This is a genomic window from Marinomonas atlantica (assembly GCF_001639725.1).
In the GTDB taxonomy this organism is placed as follows: Bacteria; Pseudomonadota; Gammaproteobacteria; order Pseudomonadales; family Marinomonadaceae; genus Marinomonas; species Marinomonas atlantica.
This window is the reverse complement of the sequence record NZ_LTAW01000007.1, coordinates 30,026-47,242: the sequence shown is the minus strand read 5'-3', so window position 1 is coordinate 47,242 and position 17,217 is coordinate 30,026. Positions and strand designations below refer to the sequence as shown.

Genomic DNA, 17,217 nt, shown 5'->3' with positions numbered 1-17,217 from the left:
TTAAATCAGGAAATATGCATCCATTTCAGTGAAATTCGTGATATTGCTCTAACCGGTTACGCCCTGAGTTTTTGGCCTCATATAAAGCGTGGTCGGCACGTTTTAGTAAACCTTGATAGTCATAGCACCCTAACGCATTCGCCAAACCAATACTGACAGTTAAATTAAACTCATTATTCAGCTCTGGACAATGAAGTTGAGCGACACCTTCAAGTAGTTCATGACAAAGCGCTAAAGCTTGCTCTTCAGTACCATGAATTAACAAAGTAAACTCTTCACCACCCCAGCGAGCAACTACGTTTGGAGCAATCACAGATTTCTTTAAGAATTTAGCCATAAGCTTGATCACTTCATCCCCAACAATATGGGAGAAGCGATCATTTACTTGCTTAAAATGGTCGATATCAATAATGGCAAGATTCAGTCTACCCAACCCTTGAATTGATAACATAAAATCTCTACGTACTTTTTCATCGAAAGCACGACGATTAAACAGACCCGTTAACACATCCTCTTTGGACAACCGTTCAAAACGCTCTGATTGTTCCCTTAGCGCTTCAGTTTTTGTATGTATTTGGGTCGCCATATCACGCTGACGCTTTTTCAATGCATACACACGCCAGTACATTAGAAGACTTAATCCCGCGGCAAACGCAAAAATAAACAAAGCTTGTACATCTCTTCTTTGCCAGACTAAAGGCTGCAGTTCAAATTCGAAGTTTGTTGAGGACTCATGCCATTCCCCATAAGGATAACGTACACTGACATGAAACTTATATTGTCCAGGTGGTAAATTTGTATACTCAGCAACAGTTTGATTACCTTGGTAATTCCACTCATCATCAAATCCCACCAGTTTGGTTTGATATTGCAAACGCTCAGTCATGATGTAACTAAGACCAGCAAAATTGATTCGAATTCGATTTGAGCCAGGTTGAAGTAAGTTATCGCGCTGAGGGTTGATCGACAGCCCATCGACTTCAACATCTTCTATGACTATTGGTAAACTATATTGATAAAGTTGCTTAAGTGTCGTTGGCTGAATAAAGGACACCCCACCCGCCGTTGCGAAACCTAATAAGCCACTTTTAGAGCTTACTGCTGCGGGTGTTGAACCACCGTTGACTTGGCTGCTGCCCATACCATCTTCTGCACCAAAATGTTCAAAATTAATGCTATTAATTTCACCGGAGGCAGCACGGTGCGCCTCTACATAACTAATTTTCCAAATTCCGCGGTTACTTGTTAACCAAAAACTTCCCATGCGATCATAAACAACTTGAAACAGTTTATCGATTGGTAATCCCTCAGGCTTACCTACACCACTCAGTTCATTAGAGATCGTATTGTATCGAAGTAAGCCGCGATCGGTTGCCATCCATACAAAACCAGGTTCAATATAGAACCCAAACACATACTGCGCTTGCTCAAACTCCGAAATATCAATGGTAAGCATTCGATTGCGACGGTCATATACAGCAACCCCTTCTGCCGTACCAACCCAAATCCTACCGCGCTTATCTTCACTTAACGCTATAATATAATTATCGGGTAAACTAGAGGCGTGTTCATCAAAAAGGGTTCGAGTACCATCTTGCTCGAACATCACTAATCCGTTAACTGTACCAACCCAAGTACGCCCTCTTGAATCTTCTAATAATGATCGAACTTCATTAGCAGGCAACCCATTATCTTTGTTGTAAAGACGAGTCATCAGCCCAGAACTCCATCTGTAAACGCCGTTTCGTTGCGTACCCACCAAAACAGAATTATCAGAGGTATTTGCTAGACTCAGAGTTGACTGACGGGCCGCAGGCTGTGCACTTGCTGAGAGCACCTTTCCGTCTTCCAATAGGTTTAAACCTTCACTACTACCCACTAAAAAACGGTCACCTGGAATATTAAGTAACGTTCGTACAAAGTTACCTTCTAAGCCTTCCAACACTGAATAATTACGAAATGGCGCTTCACGTAAACGCATTACTCCACCGTTAGTGCCTATCCAGATACTGCCTTCAGAATCTTGAAACCAAGAGATTACACGATTATTTGGTAGGCCAGAATTGGTATCAATGTAATCGACACCACGAAGAGTGATGCGCATTAGCCCCTTATCAATCGAGCCCAACCATATATTTCCCTCATCGTCTTCTTCAGCAACTGTAATCGCTGATGTATTAAGCTCTGGTAGTAATTCGATAAATTGCTCTCCATCGAATTTCCAAGCCCCATCGCTCGTACCTATAAGTACATGGTCTCGATGATCAACGGAAACATAATAAACGCGAACATTTTCAGGCACATGAGGTATTCTCAGTTTTTCCGCGCCATTAGTAGATATGCGATAAAAGCCAGAACGCGTAGCTGCATAAATAGTTCCAGAGCGGGTTTGAGCAAGGTGGGCAGCACTTACGTTAAGCACTAATCGATCTTCAGAGTAGGTATGTTCACCCTCTTTTTCTCGATAGAATACCCCTTCACCCTCTACGGCAAGCCATAGATTGGAATCGCTGTCTAACAATATATCGTTTACAAGACTTTTTGCTGGGGGTTGTTGTGTCCAATGATAATGATCACGCAAAGTAATACCACCACGACCTCCACCAACCCAAAGTTGATTACCTTTTGCCGGAATCAGTGCTCTCACAGCCGCATCAATCAATCCTGTTTCTGGATCGCGACTAAACAGCTCGAAGCTTTTTCCGTTATAACGGGCCACGCCTTCCCATGTAGCAAACCACAAGTAACCATCTTCAGTTTGAGTAATGGCATTAATACTGTTATGCGGCAACCCTTCATGTGACGTCCACACATCAATAAAATAGTCATGTAAACTGGCTGTTGCGTAGCTGGTTGCCCCATATAAAAGAGCGATGGAACACATTAGCCACTTTAATCCCTTGTAGTAACAACTTAACTGCATGCCCAATCCTAAAAACATATACTGAAACAAAAATAGCTTAATTTATGGAAGAAAAGTAGATTTTCATAAGTGTACCTCATTTTTGGTTACAGCTCAGGATCAACATAGTATAGGTAACTACTTTAAAACCTATTCACTTTTGATATAGTGACCTAAATTGTCTTACTGGAGCTAGTAGTGGATTTACAAATTCCTAATTTGCGTCACTTACGAGTATTCATAGCTGTTTGTGAACTAAAAAGTATCACTAGAGCTTCTGAGCAAATTTATTTATCTCAACCTGCAATCACGCAAGCTATTGCAAAATTAGAAAAGCAATTAGAGACACATTTATTTGAACGACACTCCGATGGCATGTACCCAACAGAATCAGGGCTATTATGGCAAAATCGAGTCACTCGTTCGCTTGATTACTTAAAAGACTCGGCTGCTGAGCTACTTCGTAACCCATCGCTAAAAGAAACACTTTCAGCGAATGTGCTGGCTCAAATTAGTACAACTCAATTAAAAGCCTTAGTCGCTGTGTGCGATGTACAAAATTTCAGTATTGCCAGCCGAAATCTTGGTGTTTCACAATCATCTGTTCACAGAGCAGCACGTGATCTTGAAAAGCTTCTTGGCATCGCCCTTTTTGATAAAACAAATACTGGTATTAGTGCAACAGAGGCTGCTAAGACACTCACAAAAGCTGCTAAGCTGGCATTTAGCGAACTGCGTCAGGGCATGCATGAAATTCATGCTTTACAGTTTAAAGATGTTTCCACTATTTCATTGGGTAGTATGCCTTTGGCACGAACCACAATGTTACCCAAGTCTATTCTTCGGTTTGGTGATCAACATCCAGATGTGAATGTTAAAATTATAGAAGGCCCTTATCCCGATTTACTTCATCATTTACGTCACGGTGATGTAGATATTGTACTTGGCGCTCTTCGCTACCCCTCTCCTGCTGACGATGTTGTTCAAGAAGAGCTTTGGCATCCACCGCTTTCGATCATCTGTCGCGATGACCATCCACTTTTATCGCTTAACCAAGTCTCTGCTGAAGATTTAGAAAAATTTGCATGGGTTGTCCCTGCAGATGGAACCCCTACACGATCGGCATTTGAAGCAATTTTTGATCAAGCTGACACCCCGCAACCAAGTCGTATTGTTGAATCTAGTTCACAGATTTTAATAAGAGAATTACTGATCGGTAGTGACCGATTAACATTGATATCTGAGCATCAAATGGAGCGCGAAATTGAGTTAGGGATACTCAAAATCTTATCTTATCCATTAGAACATACACGACGCCCCATCGGCCTTTGTGTAAGAAAAAACTGGCTACCAACTATTACTCAGTCTCACTTTTTGAGTGTTCTACGAGAAACATGCGATCAATTCAGATAGCTTTCCCACAAAAGCATATTATCTCTTTTTCGAATAGCATCTGTGGTTTACGAATTACATCATTTATTACGCCAATGTTAGATTGAATATAATAATTTAGAGCAGCGACGCTCACCAAGAACAACAAGTTAATCGCTAGGAGATATCTAATGAGAATTTGTATTGCAGGCGCTTCAGGCGCATTCGGCATGAAGCATATGGATGCTATAGCATCCATTGACGGTGCAGAGGTCGTATCAGTTGTCGGCACCAAACCTGATGCAATCAAAGCTTTTGCTGAAGAGCGTGGCGTTGCCCACCATACAACGGATCTAGCTGAAGCGTTGGCTCGTGATGATGTTGATGCTGTCATTCTAGCAACACCAACGCAGGTGCACGCCACTCAAACTATCCAATGTTTAGAGGCTGGTAAGCATGTTATGTCTGAAATTCCAATGGCCGACAATATTGAAGACGCACGCAAAATTGTTGAGACTCAAAAACGTACGGGACTGGTCGCCATGGCAGGTCACACTCGTCGCTTTAACCCTTCCCACCAGTGGATCCACAATAAAATCGAAGCGGGTGAGTTAAAAGTTCAGCAGATGGATGTGCAGACCTATTTTTTCCGTCGTTCCAATAAAAATGCGTTAGGTAAGCCACGATCTTGGACTGACCATCTGTTATGGCATCATGCCTGCCATACAGTTGACTTGTTTCAGTATCAAACAGGTGAAGTTGCGACAAAAGTTCAAGCCCTACAGGGCCCTATACATGAAGAACTGAATATTGCCATGGATATGAGCATTGGTATGAAAGTGCCAAACGGTGCGATCTGTACATTATCGCTGTCATTCAATAATGACGGTCCATTTGGTACTTTCTTCCGTTATATTTGTGATAATGGTACCTATATCGCTCGATACGATGACCTATTTGATGGCAATGAGAACAAGATTGATCTATCGGATGTTGCTGTTTCTAACAATGGCATTGAACTTCAGGATCGTGAATTCATCTCAGCAATTCAAGAAGGCCGCACTCCGAATGCGTGTGTCACTCAAGCAATTGACGCAATGGAGACCCTACACAAACTTGAGCAGTGCTTGGAAGACTAACCTTCCACCTATTAAATTTCAAAAGCAGGGCCAAGCGCCCTGCTTTTTGCGGTCTGTACATCAATAGTTCACGAGGTTCCCCCATGTCAAGTAAACACCCCAATTTCCTCAACCCTAAAATCGGCTTAGGCTGTATGAATCTGTCACATGCATATGGCACTCCGGTTGCAGAGCAACAGGCGATAGCGACACTACAAAAAGCATTCGAAATGGGCTACCGCCATTTTGATACCGCGACTTTATATGGCGGTGGCAAAAATGAATTGTTAGTAGGTAAAGCGTTGGCGCCGTTACGCAATGAACTTTTTTTAGCAAGCAAATGCGGCATGGCGATGGTTAATGGGAAAAAAGAAATCAATGGTCGACCTGAGAACATTCGTCAACAATGTGAAGAGAGTTTAAAGCGCTTAGAAACAGATTACATCAATCTGTATTATCTTCATCGTAAAGACCCCAATGTAGCCATTGAGGAAAGCGTGGGCACCCTGAATGACTTAGTTAAGGAGGGTAAAATTGGCGCCATTGGCCTTTCCGAGGTGTCAGCTAACACTTTGCGTTGCGCTCATGCTGAAGCGCCAATCACAGCACTACAGTCTGAATACTCGCTTTGGACGCGTAACCCGGAAATTGCGACACTTGAAGCGACAAAAGAGCTTGGCGTGACATTTGTGGCATTTAGCCCACTTGCTCGTGGCTATTTGACTGGCGCGGTAAAGAGCACTGATACACTAGAAGCAGGTGACATTCGCCTGAACATGCCGCGCTTCGACAACGATCACTATCCCAAAAACCGAGAACTACTAAAAGGCTTTCTAGCCATGGCAAACGAGATTGGTTGTACTCCTGCACAACTCTCCCTAGCGTGGCTATTACGTCAAGGCGATAATATCGTGGCGATCCCTGGGACTCGTTTCGTCGAGCACATGAAAGATAACCTGTCCGGTGATAGTGTGTCTTTGTCCGCATCTCAACTGAGTGACTTAAGCCAGCTAATTAATCAATCCACTGTGAGCGGCCCACGCTACAACGCCGCTCAACAAAAAGAAATTGATACTGAAGAGTTTTAACTTATTCATAAAAAAAGAGGAAAGCCGATACTTTCCTCTTTCTACTTTCATACCCACCTAGTCATTTCGAAGTATTATCACTTAGGCATTTCGTGCTCTAACAACATAAGTCCAGATCCAGTATTGGATATTGGAGCATGATAATTACGATGCAGCTCTTTCACTTCACCAATTAAAGTACCGCGCATTGCAAGCAGCATATTCAACTCAACACCTTGGGCGCCAGCAATCTCAACCAAATCTAAATTTGAGTATTTAGTTAAATCTTCTGGGTCCGTCACTAATTTATCTAAACACTCTAAATCGAATTTTCGATTTATAATGCCTGCTCGTTCGCCATCAAGCTGATGAGACATACCGCCAGTACCAAATACCGCTACCTTCATATCTTCATCAAATGATGCTACGGCACGCCCAATAGCCTGACCTAAGGCAAAAGTACGTTTTGGTTGCGGCATCGGGTGCTGTTCACAGTTAATACACACTGGAATCACCTTAACATGACCGTAGTTATAGCCAGGCCACATAAGGTTAAGAGGTACTGTTAGGCCGTGATCCACTTTCATCTCTTGGCAGATGGTCATATCAAAGCCATCTTCGACTAAGCTGTTCGCAATGTGCCAAGATAATTCCGATTCACCCGTAACAGGTGGAATCGTTGGAATCCCCCAACCTTCATCAGCATTGTGATACTCATCAGCCACACCAATTGCAAACGTAGGTTTTTTGTCTATAAAGAACTCTAAACCATGATCGTTGTAAAATAAGATAATGACGTCTGGCTTTTTCTCGTTCAACCAGTCACGTACAGGTGGGTAGCCATCAAAGAAAGGCTTCCAATATGGTGTTTCTTCTAAGCCATTTGCCATTGCGTTTGCGATCGCAGGGATGTGGGAAGTTGTTATGCCACCAATTATGTTCGCCATTACACGTCTCCTCGACCATTTTTAACAAGCATGTCTTTGAATTCATCTACACTCATACCTGTCTGTAAAGCACCAATGTCTTGCATATTCAATTTTAATAAGCCCGCGTATTTGGCCAAATAATAAATACTGCCCCCCTCTCTAAGCATTGCAATAATGTCTTTTTCTTTGATAGCTGCTTTTTGGGCATCAGTTAAATTGAATTTGTCACAATAAGCATCGGGGTCAGCATTAAATTCATCACGTGACTCTTGATTGTTAAATGAGTAACACATTTTATTCAAGCCATAGCCTTTTTTAGCCATTGTGCTATCAAATAGATATGTACCGGGAACTTCTCGTTTCTCTTTAGTCGCCATAATGACCTCTTATTCTTATTTTGCCCGTACTAAATTATGACCAGTACAAACGCATTGGGTTATCCACTAACAGTTTTTGCTGCAGCTCAGTTGTCGGCGCAATCATTGGAATAACATCCACTAAATGACCGTCATCTGGGACATGTGATTTCATGTTTGGGTGAGGCCAGTCAGTACCCCACAACACTCGTTCTGGAAATTTTTCAACTAAAGCTCTAGCAAAAGGAACCACATCAGAATAATCCGGCGCCTGAAGCGTTAGACGCTCAGGACAACTTACCTTACACCAGACATTTTCATTGTTTGCCATGAAACTTACAAAACGCTCGAAATCTGGATGATCAACGCCTTTGGCTATATCTGGACGACCCATATGGTCCACAACGATGGTTGTCCCTAGCTCTATTAAAAACGGCATCAATTCTTCCAAGTCTGGGGCTTCAAAGTACACAACAATATGCCAACCTAAGGCTTTAATTTTTTCAGCAATGGACAAAAATACTTCACGAGGTGTGCTATCAACTAAGCGTTTCACAAAGTTAAAACGCACGCCTCGAACCCCAGCTTCATGCATTTCTTTGAGCTGATCCAATGTAAATGAATCATCAATAAATGCCACGCCGCGCGCTAATTCACCTGCGGTTTGCAACGCATCAATTAAGGCTGCGTTATCCGTACTGTGGCAAGACGCTTGTACAATAACATTACGGGAAAAGCCAAGGTGATCACGCAATGCAAACAACTGATCTTTCGAGGCATCGCAAGGCGTGTATTTACGCTTTGGGTGATATGGAAATTTTTCAGCAGGACCAAAGACATGACAATGCGCATCAACGGCACCTGCCGGAGCTTGATATTTTGGCTTGCTTGGATTGGGGTGAAATGGAAGATAATCTTTGTCCATCGTTAGCTACCTATCGTTATTCTTCTTAATGAAAGAACGGGTTAAAGACCGTTTTCGTGTACAAATACTTTGCCGTCAAACAACTTTCGTGCGGTTCTCAGTAACGCAGCTGACTCCAGCAGTCCATCGTCATTTCGATCTAACACAACTGACATACAACCAGTTGGATGCTCCACATCTAACGTCATTTTTTGCCCCTCTTTATACGTAGCCATGGCTTTCGCAGGTGTTCCATCTAAAACCGCCGCGGTTGCCACACTGACCGCACCTAATACACCAATAGAGGCATGGCAACGATGTGGAATAAACGTTCTCGTAGAAATTGCGCCACCGTTCGAAGCTTCTGACACCATAGTCATTTTAGGAACAGATTTTTCTTTCACATCACCAAGGTTCATTAAAGGACCTGCTTGCAGTCGAATAGCTTCAAGCTGTTCACGTAATTCGACGTTTGCTTCAAGTGCTTCACGTGATTCACTCCCAGATACTCCCATATCTGAAGCACGCATCACTACGCAAGGCATACCATTATCAATCAGAGTCACTTCAACCCCATTTATTATGTCGACCGTATTTCCTGTAGGTAACAGTGCACCACAGCTAGAGCCAGCTGTGTCTTTAAAAGTGATTGGAATAGGAGCTGAGAAACCAGGCACACCATCTATACAAGCGTCACCTTCGTAAACGACTTGACCATCTTTAACCTGAACTTTAGCAACGGAGATCTGTCCTGTATTCTGCATATAAATACGGACGTCTACCTCACCTTCAGTAGTGTCAACTAAGCCACGTTCAATAGCAAAAGGCCCTACCCCTGCCAAGATATTGCCGCAGTTCTGAGCTTCCGTAACAACAGCTTGATCGACAAATACTTGTAGGAATAAGTAATCTACATCGGCATCAGAACGCTCAGATTTTTGCACAACTGCTACTTTTGAAGTAAGTGGATCAGCGCCCCCCATGCCATCAATCTGACGTGCATCGGGTGACCCCATGATTCGCAACAAAATGTTGGCTCGGGACTGCGCATCTGCAGGCAATGCATTAGCAACAAAGTATGCGCCTTTAGACGTCCCTCCACGCATCCACATGCATTCGATACCCTTAGACATACTTCAACCCTTTTTCTTTCAAGCGGCCACGCATGTCATAGATATCAAGACCCAATTCACCATTTTCTAAACGAACGCGCTTTTCTTCTTCTTTTGCTTCACGCTGAAGTGCTAATTCAAGCACTTCAGCCGCTTTTTCACGACGCACAACGACCACACCATCATCGTCAGCAACAATAATATCGCCAGCATTGATGATTTCGTTTGCACAAACAATTGGAACATTGACAGATCCAACAGTTTCTTTAATTGTGCCCTCAGCAAACACTGCTTTAGACCATACTGGAAACTTCATTTTACGAAGGTCACGTGTATCACGTACCCCCCCGTCAATGATTAACCCAACAACACCTCGGGACTGCGCAGAAGTGGCCAACAGATCACCAAAAAAACCGTGATTAGAGGGTGATGTTGGAGCAAAAACCAACATATCGCCCGCTTTACATTGTTCAATGGCAACATGCATCATCCAATTGTCTCCTGCTGCCCCAGAAATGGTAATGGCAGAACCTGCAACAGCAACATCTTGTTGAATCGGGCGCATATAATCAGCGAGTAATCCAACTCGACCTTGTGCTTCATGGATAGTTGCCACACCACACTTTGCTAAACCATCAATGACAGACTGGTCTGCACGTTCAATATGCTGCACTACGATATTCTCTCTCATAGGAGACCCCTTAACGTTAAACTTTTAAACGGCTAAAAACGCGACGCGTATTATGTTCAAAAATATCTTGCTTTTGGGCTTCGCTCAGTACCGCGTTGTTGTCTATATAACGCTTAGTATCATCAAAGTAATGACCTGTTTCAGGATCAATACCGCGAACAGCACCAATCATTTCAGAGGCAAACAAAATGTTTTTCGTAGGAATAATATCAAGCAGTAAATCAATACCGCGCTGATGATAAACGCAGGTGTCAAAATAAATGTTGTTAAGTACACGTTCTTCTAGTTCAAAGCCTTTATCCAACGCCATACCGCGGAAACGCCCCCAATGATAAGGCACAGCACCGCCACCATGAGGAATAATGACCTTTAGATCAGGGAAGTCTTTGAATACATCAGACATCATTAATTGCTGAAAGCCTGTCGTATCCGCACCTAAATAATGAGAACCTGTCGTATCAAAACAGCTATTACAAGCAGCCGACACATGAATCATTGCAGGAATGTCGAGCTCAGACATTTTTTCATAAATGGGATAGAAAGAGCGATCCGATAGCCGTGAACCATTCCAATGGCCTCCGCTTGGATCAGGGTTAAGATTTATGCCAATAAAGCCCATCTCTTCTACTGTACGCACAATTTCAGGAACCGACTTAGCAGGATCAACACCTGGAGATTGAGGCAGTTGTGCTACTGGTACAAAATTTTCAGGAAAGAGATCACAAACACGTCGAATCAAGTCATTTTGATGTTCTGTCCAATACTGACTGGTATGCTCATTGCCAATGTGGTGCCCCATCCAGCTTGCACGAGGAGAAAAGATCGTTAGGTCCGTACCGCGCTCTTGCTGTAATCGTAGCTGGTTATTAATTATGCTCTCTCGAATTTCATCATCTGAAATGCGCACTGTACCTTTTTCCCCGACAAAAGAAGGGTCTCGCGCAACATCCGCTTTTTGCTGTTCTCGGTATTCACCTACAGCAGGTGGCGTAGTCGTGTAATGGCCATGGCAATCTATAATCATGCTACTGCTCTCTTGTATCTAATTATTATAAGGAATAGTGATTTTTAATTTTCTTAGCGGCTAATACATGTAACTAAAAAAATTAGTATTAAGCTGAGTAAAGTATTGTTAAGTTGGCATGGATTGACTATTTCATTTTCGCAGGAACTATATTGCATTTTGATATAGCGACTTACTTCATCATAATCATGTATAGATTTACGGTTTTACAACAAAAGACTGATCAAGCTCTGCAGATTGACACCACCATTAGCGCTAATGCTTAAGCGTTATCTATTTTAATACTCGCTAATAAATGCCGATGAGGGATTAGGGTGAAGAAACTGTCGAGTAAGCCAATTATTTAATCGCTAATGGGTGCGGTCTGATGCAGGGATTTTATTTCTATACTGCAACGCCCGTTGAACAAGTCTCCGATGCCATTGAACTGGCAAAACAGCGTTACAAAGAGCTAGAGTTGTTTTCTTAATTCACAAAGAAACTTTGATCTGGTGAGCCCAATGATCAGGAGTTATGGCTGAGTCTAACAGCACATACTCAAAAGATAAGCGCTTAAGCTCTTCGCGTACATTATCAGGAATAAGATCATTACCATCAAACTCGATGACGCTGGTTACCTGCCACTTTTCTATCAATGCCGACAAATCACTAGGATAACGCACTGTCACACCTAAAATGTCCGTTCGATTGGTCCAAGGTTCATCATCAATAAAGGCAATAATATTTGCTAAATCCGCTTGTTGTAAGTGGCTGGCAAGCCGATAAGATGGCGTATCAATCCCCACCACTATAATGTTTGGTTTAGGTCTAGATAACTTAAATAGCTTAGTTTTTAAACATTGTAACCAAGACATCAACTCTCCCTATCGATCAAATGGAAGGCATGAATACCCAACGTCCTTCGATCTCACCCCGAACAAGTTTTTGCTGGTACAACGGTTCAAGATTCTCAAGTGTTAATAAGCTCTCAGCCGTACCAACTAATGCGGGTCGATCAGGGTATTGCAATATCACATGAGAACACCAGTGGGCTGCTACGTTGACATCATGCAACGACATAACGACCAACTTAGTCTCTCTGGCTTTTTCCTGCAATAACGACATGACGGCGACTTGATGATGCAGGTCTAGATGGTTAGTTGGCTCATCGACCAACCAGATATTCGGATTTTGAGTTAAAAGAGACGCCAAAGCTACTCTCTGTCGTTCGCCGCCTGATAACTGTGTTATAGAGCGGTCTGCCAGCGAAGACAACTCCAGCCTATGTATAGAGTGTTGCGCAATTTTAATGTCTTGTTCTGTCTCCATCTCCCAAGGCGAAAGATGGGGGAAACGCCCTAACAATGCCGTCTCCATAACTGTCGCGGGAAAACCATCCTGATGATCTTGAAACATAATACCGACTTGCTGCGCTAAACTCATGCGATGAACGCAGGAAAAATCCTGATCATTCAGCCTAAGTACACCTTTTCGTGGCATTTTCAGCCCTGCCAATGTATGAAGTAATGTAGTTTTACCCACACCGTTAGGCCCTAACACTCCCCACACTTGACCAGCCTGCATCGTAAACGTTAATGGTTCTGGTGATCGCTTTGGGATATCAATGATTAAGTCAGCTACTGACAACGTCATGCTACACGTCCTCTGCGAAGCAAGAACAGAAAGGTTGGAACCCCTAACAATGCCGTAATCACACCTACAGGCAGTTGTTCAGGTGCTATCACCGTTCGCGCAACCGTATCGGCCAATGTTACCAAACATCCTCCAGCCAAAGCACAAGCAGGCAAAATCAAACGTTGATCATTGCCTAAAATCAGTCTAAGGATGTGAGGTACCACCAGCCCTACAAACCCAATACTTCCCGCGGTCGTGACCGCAACAGCAGTCAACAAGCTGGCAATAACAAACACAAAACGCTCCAGTTGTTTAACGTTCAGCCCCAACGCAGCGGCTTGCAGAGGGCCTCGAGCTAAAACATTTAAACTCCGCCCCAATGGAATCAAGACTAAACACACGGGTAAAAGTGTTGCCCAAGCCAACCAAGGCGAATGAGCATATGACAAATCCCCCATTAGCCAGAACAACATACCTGGAATCTTTTGCGGTGGCGCCAGAGCCAACATTAGTGTAATAAATGCACCCCAACCTGATGCGACTACTACGCCGGTTAACAACAAGCGCATTGGACTAGGCCGACCATTACCTTGGGCTAACCCAAACACTAGTATCGTAGATAAAGCCGCTCCCAAAAAAGCGGCAGACGACAATAGTATTCCTGTTACTCCTGCCAATATCGCCAGTAGTGCCGCAACGGAAGCGCCCCCAGAGATCCCTAATACATAGGGATCTGCCAGAGGATTGCGTAACAAGATTTGCATTAACGCGCCTGCTACAGCCAATAAACCACCCGTCGCAAAGGCTGCCAAAATGCGAGGAACACGCAATTCCCAAACTAGAATTTGGTTCAATGACGTCCCCTGCCCCTGAAGTACATCAAAAATTTGCCCTAGAGACAGTTGCACACTACCTTGCGTGATGGCTGTTACCATACAGAATACAGATAGCAATAAAAGCAGAATTAAAGGCGAAAAGAGATAGCGACGAGACATGTTAATAATTAGCCTCTATGCTGGCGCGCAGTTTCTAACTTTTCACACATCACTTTTGCACCCTCTAAAAGCCTTGGCGTAGGGCGCTGTATCAAAGATGGCGGCACAAAAAATAAATTATTTTGTTGCGTCGCTTTAAGCTCCGGAAACGCCCTCCATTTATCTAACCAATGCGCATTTCGTTCACCCATTCCACCTGCAATAATAGCTTCTGGATTCTTTATTAATATCGCCTCTTGATTCAAACGAGGAATCAAGCGGGGGGAATCGGCAAACACGTTAACCCCACCGCAAAGCTCAACGACTTTACTGATATAATGAGCATGATTCATCGACATCAAAGGTTCATCCCAAACCTGATAAAACGTTGATACAGGATCTGCATTTTTATAAGTATGAGCCAAGCCCTCAATCCCTTTAAGAAACTCCAGTGCTACTTTCTTTCCGGTTTCTTCAGTTCCAGCTAACACAGCCATATCTACGATATTATCCGCAATATCATCAAAGTTATGAGGCTCAACGTAATACACTCTCATGCCAATACGCTCTAGGGTTGCAATCTGTTCACTTGGGTTACCGGTTCGCCAAGCCAAAACAAGATCAGGTTTCAAACTGACTAAGCGCTCTAAATCCAATCTGGTATGACTGCCAACTGAGGTGACTTGCTTGGCCTCAGGTGGATAATCACTGTATGACACGACAGCAACGACTTGATCTCCTGCTCCAGCCGCATAAATCAATTCGGTTGCACCAGGTGATAATGCCGCAATGCGTTGAGCGGCTTGCTCAACGCATACTTGGCGAAGCTTATCATCTTCAACACATCTGACAACGTCAGTTTGTGCCCACATAGATTGACTCATTACAATGGCTAGCACACCCAAGCATAACTGCAAAAAACAAGTCTGCTTATCAGTCGTCATCAAAATGCCGCGTAATTAACGGTCAGGAATACACCTCGACCTGGATTATTGTAACCTTCGGCTGTTTGAAATGCTTTATCCATGGCGTTTTTAACCGTTAATTTAGCATTCCAGTCCTGGGCAAAGTCATAGCTTGCACGCAAGTTAAGTAAGCCATATCCAGGTAGTAGCGACTGATTTTCTGCATCGTCATAACGCTCACCATAGCTTGCTACAGTGAACCCTAAAGAAACATTTTCAAACTGTCGATCAACATCAATGCGAGCACTTTTGTGCGCACGACGAACCAAGCGGTTACCTTTATTAGCGCCTTCGCTTTGATTCTCGGTATCCAATACGGTCGCCGCCACGGCAAATGACCACTGTTCAATATCTGTACCTGCCGCTAGCTCAAGTCCACGAACACGGGCTTTATCGATATTACCCACCGTTGGGTAATCCCATGCGATTAGATCATCATAATCCGCTTGATAAACTGCCGCATCCCAGTAGCCATGAAGGTAGTCAGCACGCATACCTACTTCAAAGGTTTCAGAGGTTTCAGGTCGAATTTCATTGGCTAGCGTATAGCCCCAGTTTTCAGCATTCATAGAATTGAATGTTGGCGCGGTAAACGACGTTCTGCCACTCACACGAGCGGTATAGATATCATCTAGCTGGTAACCTACAGCAATACCACCCGTCGTTTGCGTGTCATATTCACCATAGTGATCGGCTCGAATATTAAGCTGCAAACTGGCTTGACCAAATTGTGAAAATGAATGTGCGAATACACCATTGCTGGTACGTTCTTTCGAATATGAACCGTCAAATTCATCTTTAATATGCTCAGCACCCACGACGAATTCATGATCGTTCAACCAAAGTGTATTATCCCAACGTACAGCTTGAGATTGGCTGTTGTAATGAGTTCCTGTAGGTACACCTTGGCCATCAATTACATCATAATTATCACGCGATTCACGAACCTGAACTTCGGACTGCCAGTTCTCTGAAATGTCGACGCCACCGGTTAGCGCAATTACCTGGTTAACATAGTCATTACTGCGCAAACTGTTTCTAGATGTCGTGTAATCTGACTCGCCTTCAGCGCGCATAACAAATGCTTTAGCATAAGCACCCGACTCAAAGTCATAGCCAAATCGCGCTAAAACATTATCGTTTGAGTAACCCATATCACCCGCTTGTTCTTTTACTTGCGCACCATCAGTATCAAATGAACCTACAGATAACAGATAGCTAGCATTACCTGACGAGCCAGAAACACTTGCATCCGCTTGTTTGGTATTAAAAGAACCGCCCCCTAGTGATACATTGGCCTTATTTTCTTGCCCCGCTTCAGGCAAAAACACTTGCACAACGCCACCAGCGGCACTTGAGCCGTATAAAGACGATTTAGGTCCGCGAACAATTTCAACACGTTCAACTTGCGCCATTGGTAAGTACTGCCAAGACGAAGAACCTAGAGAATGAGACTGTATCGGCACACCATCGATCAATAGCTTAGTACCCGTACTGTTTGATCCACGCGTGTAAATGCTGGTACTTTTGCCGTACCCACCATTCGTAACAATGTCTATGCCAGGTTGGCCAGCAAGCAGCTCAGTAATTTCTTGAGGCTGTTGTTTTTCAATGGTTTCTTTGTCAATAACAGAAACAGATGTCAAAGATTCCGCTTCCGTCATTTCGGTGGTTGTCGCTGTCACCACAACACGAAGCTGTTTTGCCTCACCATTGTCTGCAGCATAACTCGTCTGCGAAATAGCCGCTAAGATACTCAGTGCTGTTGCGGTTTTTGCATACACTGGAAAAGAAAAAGTTTGTTTAGTCATATTGTCATCTGCATTAACACTGCACTCGCCCGTACAGCTGTAAATAAATAGCTTGTATTACAAGCTCCACGCTTAAGGCAGGTCTCCGGACTCATAAAGCGGCATCACCAACTTTGTCGCCTTCCCATGAAAAAACCACAGTGGCGTAAAAAGACAAAGCTTAACTTTAATTACCGTTGCGGGGGCAGTGTCAGAATCGCGCTGACTTCCCTCTTCGTGCTGGCCTTTGCGCCAACAACCTCTAGCGCGCGTACTCTAACATAAGCGTGACATAGGTTGAATGAAAGGAACTCAAGACAAGATTAAAAACCCCTATAAAATAGAGCGAACTGCAAATCACGTTGACTTAAAATTCAGTGAACCTATTATTGCTGCTTAT

General features: G+C 43.5%; 15 protein-coding genes and 1 riboswitch. Of the genes, 3 read left to right on the top strand and 12 right to left on the bottom strand.

The annotated features are described in order from the left end of the window. Positions 1–25 precede the first annotated feature (25 nt). The gene (locus AYW75_RS13350; protein WP_067100254.1) at positions 26–2,923 is read right to left on the bottom strand and encodes a ligand-binding sensor domain-containing diguanylate cyclase; all 2,898 of its coding nucleotides are present in this window, start codon (positions 2,921–2,923) and stop codon (positions 26–28) included. Between the two features lie 177 nt (positions 2,924–3,100). Here AYW75_RS13350 and AYW75_RS13345 point away from each other — a divergent pair, with 177 nt between their 5' ends. The 3 genes from AYW75_RS13345 to AYW75_RS13335 all read left to right on the top strand — a co-directional run bounded on the left by AYW75_RS13345 (position 3,101) and on the right by AYW75_RS13335 (position 6,479). Then, entirely contained in the window at positions 3,101–4,315 is a 1,215-nt protein-coding gene (locus AYW75_RS13345; protein ID WP_067100250.1) for a LysR family transcriptional regulator, read from the top strand. Positions 4,316–4,464: 149 nt separating this feature from the next. After that, entirely contained in the window at positions 4,465–5,412 is a 948-nt protein-coding gene (locus AYW75_RS13340) for a Gfo/Idh/MocA family oxidoreductase (protein WP_067100245.1), read from the top strand. A gap of 83 nt (positions 5,413–5,495) precedes the next feature. Then, positions 5,496–6,479 carry an aldo/keto reductase gene (locus AYW75_RS13335; protein WP_067100242.1) on the top strand — a complete coding sequence of 328 codons (984 nt, stop codon included), beginning with the start codon at positions 5,496–5,498 and terminating at the stop codon, positions 6,477–6,479. A gap of 77 nt (positions 6,480–6,556) precedes the next feature. Here AYW75_RS13335 and AYW75_RS13330 read toward each other — a convergent pair whose 3' ends face one another. The 11 genes from AYW75_RS13330 to AYW75_RS13280 all read right to left on the bottom strand — a co-directional run bounded on the left by AYW75_RS13330 (position 6,557) and on the right by AYW75_RS13280 (position 16,838). Continuing rightward, positions 6,557–7,405 (bottom strand): class III extradiol dioxygenase family protein, encoded by an 849-nt coding sequence (locus AYW75_RS13330; RefSeq protein ID WP_067100229.1) that lies wholly within the window; start codon positions 7,403–7,405, stop codon positions 6,557–6,559. Next, positions 7,405–7,764 (bottom strand): protocatechuate 4,5-dioxygenase subunit alpha, encoded by a 360-nt coding sequence (locus AYW75_RS13325; protein WP_067100227.1) that lies wholly within the window; start codon positions 7,762–7,764, stop codon positions 7,405–7,407. The genes AYW75_RS13330 and AYW75_RS13325 overlap by 1 nt, the downstream gene beginning before the upstream one ends. 34 nt (positions 7,765–7,798) lie before the next feature. Next, on the bottom strand, positions 7,799–8,668 hold the full coding sequence (locus tag AYW75_RS13320) for an amidohydrolase family protein (RefSeq protein WP_067100224.1): 870 nt from the start codon (positions 8,666–8,668) through the stop codon (positions 7,799–7,801). A gap of 41 nt (positions 8,669–8,709) precedes the next feature. Continuing rightward, entirely contained in the window at positions 8,710–9,780 is a 1,071-nt protein-coding gene (locus AYW75_RS13315) for a 4-oxalomesaconate tautomerase (protein WP_067100207.1), read from the bottom strand. Beyond that, complete coding sequence (locus AYW75_RS13310) at positions 9,773–10,450, bottom strand: 4-carboxy-4-hydroxy-2-oxoadipate aldolase/oxaloacetate decarboxylase (protein WP_067100205.1); 678 nt, start codon at positions 10,448–10,450, stop codon at positions 9,773–9,775. Before AYW75_RS13310 ends, AYW75_RS13315 begins: the two co-directional genes overlap by 8 nt. A gap of 16 nt (positions 10,451–10,466) precedes the next feature. Then, complete coding sequence (locus tag AYW75_RS13305) at positions 10,467–11,474, bottom strand: amidohydrolase family protein (protein ID WP_067100203.1); 1,008 nt, start codon at positions 11,472–11,474, stop codon at positions 10,467–10,469. A 470-nt stretch (positions 11,475–11,944) separates the two neighbouring features. Further along, positions 11,945–12,328, bottom strand: coding sequence for a nucleoside-diphosphate sugar epimerase/dehydratase (locus tag AYW75_RS13300; protein ID WP_067100200.1), 384 nt, complete (start codon positions 12,326–12,328; stop codon positions 11,945–11,947). Between the two features lie 16 nt (positions 12,329–12,344). Further along, positions 12,345–13,106 (bottom strand): ABC transporter ATP-binding protein, encoded by a 762-nt coding sequence (locus AYW75_RS13295; protein WP_067100198.1) that lies wholly within the window; start codon positions 13,104–13,106, stop codon positions 12,345–12,347. Continuing rightward, entirely contained in the window at positions 13,103–14,083 is a 981-nt protein-coding gene (locus tag AYW75_RS13290) for a FecCD family ABC transporter permease (RefSeq protein WP_067100195.1), read from the bottom strand. The genes AYW75_RS13295 and AYW75_RS13290 overlap by 4 nt, the downstream gene beginning before the upstream one ends. Positions 14,084–14,091: 8 nt before the next feature. After that, positions 14,092–14,934, bottom strand: coding sequence for a cobalamin-binding protein (locus tag AYW75_RS13285; RefSeq protein WP_331709528.1), 843 nt, complete (start codon positions 14,932–14,934; stop codon positions 14,092–14,094). A 71-nt stretch (positions 14,935–15,005) separates the two neighbouring features. Then, a complete protein-coding gene (locus AYW75_RS13280) occupies positions 15,006–16,838 on the bottom strand; it encodes a TonB-dependent receptor domain-containing protein (RefSeq protein ID WP_082856531.1) in 1,833 nt (610 codons plus the stop codon). A 59-nt stretch (positions 16,839–16,897) separates the two neighbouring features. Beyond that, positions 16,898–17,096, bottom strand: a riboswitch (cobalamin riboswitch). Between the last annotated feature and the right edge of the window lie 121 nt (positions 17,097–17,217).

Coding starts and splice junctions, on each gene's coding strand:
- AYW75_RS13350 (WP_067100254.1), bottom strand. CDS start 2,923: ATGCAGTTAAGTTGTTACTACAAGGGATTAAAGTGGCTAATGTGTTCC.
- AYW75_RS13340 (WP_067100245.1), top strand. CDS start 4,465: ATGAGAATTTGTATTGCAGGCGCTTCAGGCGCATTCGGCATGAAGCAT.
- AYW75_RS13335 (WP_067100242.1), top strand. CDS start 5,496: ATGTCAAGTAAACACCCCAATTTCCTCAACCCTAAAATCGGCTTAGGC.
- AYW75_RS13330 (WP_067100229.1), bottom strand. CDS start 7,405: ATGGCGAACATAATTGGTGGCATAACAACTTCCCACATCCCTGCGATC.
- AYW75_RS13325 (WP_067100227.1), bottom strand. CDS start 7,764: ATGGCGACTAAAGAGAAACGAGAAGTTCCCGGTACATATCTATTTGAT.
- AYW75_RS13320 (WP_067100224.1), bottom strand. CDS start 8,668: ATGGACAAAGATTATCTTCCATTTCACCCCAATCCAAGCAAGCCAAAA.
- AYW75_RS13315 (WP_067100207.1), bottom strand. CDS start 9,780: ATGTCTAAGGGTATCGAATGCATGTGGATGCGTGGAGGGACGTCTAAA.
- AYW75_RS13310 (WP_067100205.1), bottom strand. CDS start 10,450: ATGAGAGAGAATATCGTAGTGCAGCATATTGAACGTGCAGACCAGTCT.
- AYW75_RS13305 (WP_067100203.1), bottom strand. CDS start 11,474: ATGATTATAGATTGCCATGGCCATTACACGACTACGCCACCTGCTGTA.
- AYW75_RS13300 (WP_067100200.1), bottom strand. CDS start 12,328: ATGTCTTGGTTACAATGTTTAAAAACTAAGCTATTTAAGTTATCTAGA.
- AYW75_RS13295 (WP_067100198.1), bottom strand. CDS start 13,106: ATGACGTTGTCAGTAGCTGACTTAATCATTGATATCCCAAAGCGATCA.
- AYW75_RS13290 (WP_067100195.1), bottom strand. CDS start 14,083: ATGTCTCGTCGCTATCTCTTTTCGCCTTTAATTCTGCTTTTATTGCTA.
- AYW75_RS13285 (WP_331709528.1), bottom strand. CDS start 14,934: ATGTGGGCACAAACTGACGTTGTCAGATGTGTTGAAGATGATAAGCTT.
- AYW75_RS13280 (WP_082856531.1), bottom strand. CDS start 16,838: ATGACTAAACAAACTTTTTCTTTTCCAGTGTATGCAAAAACCGCAACA.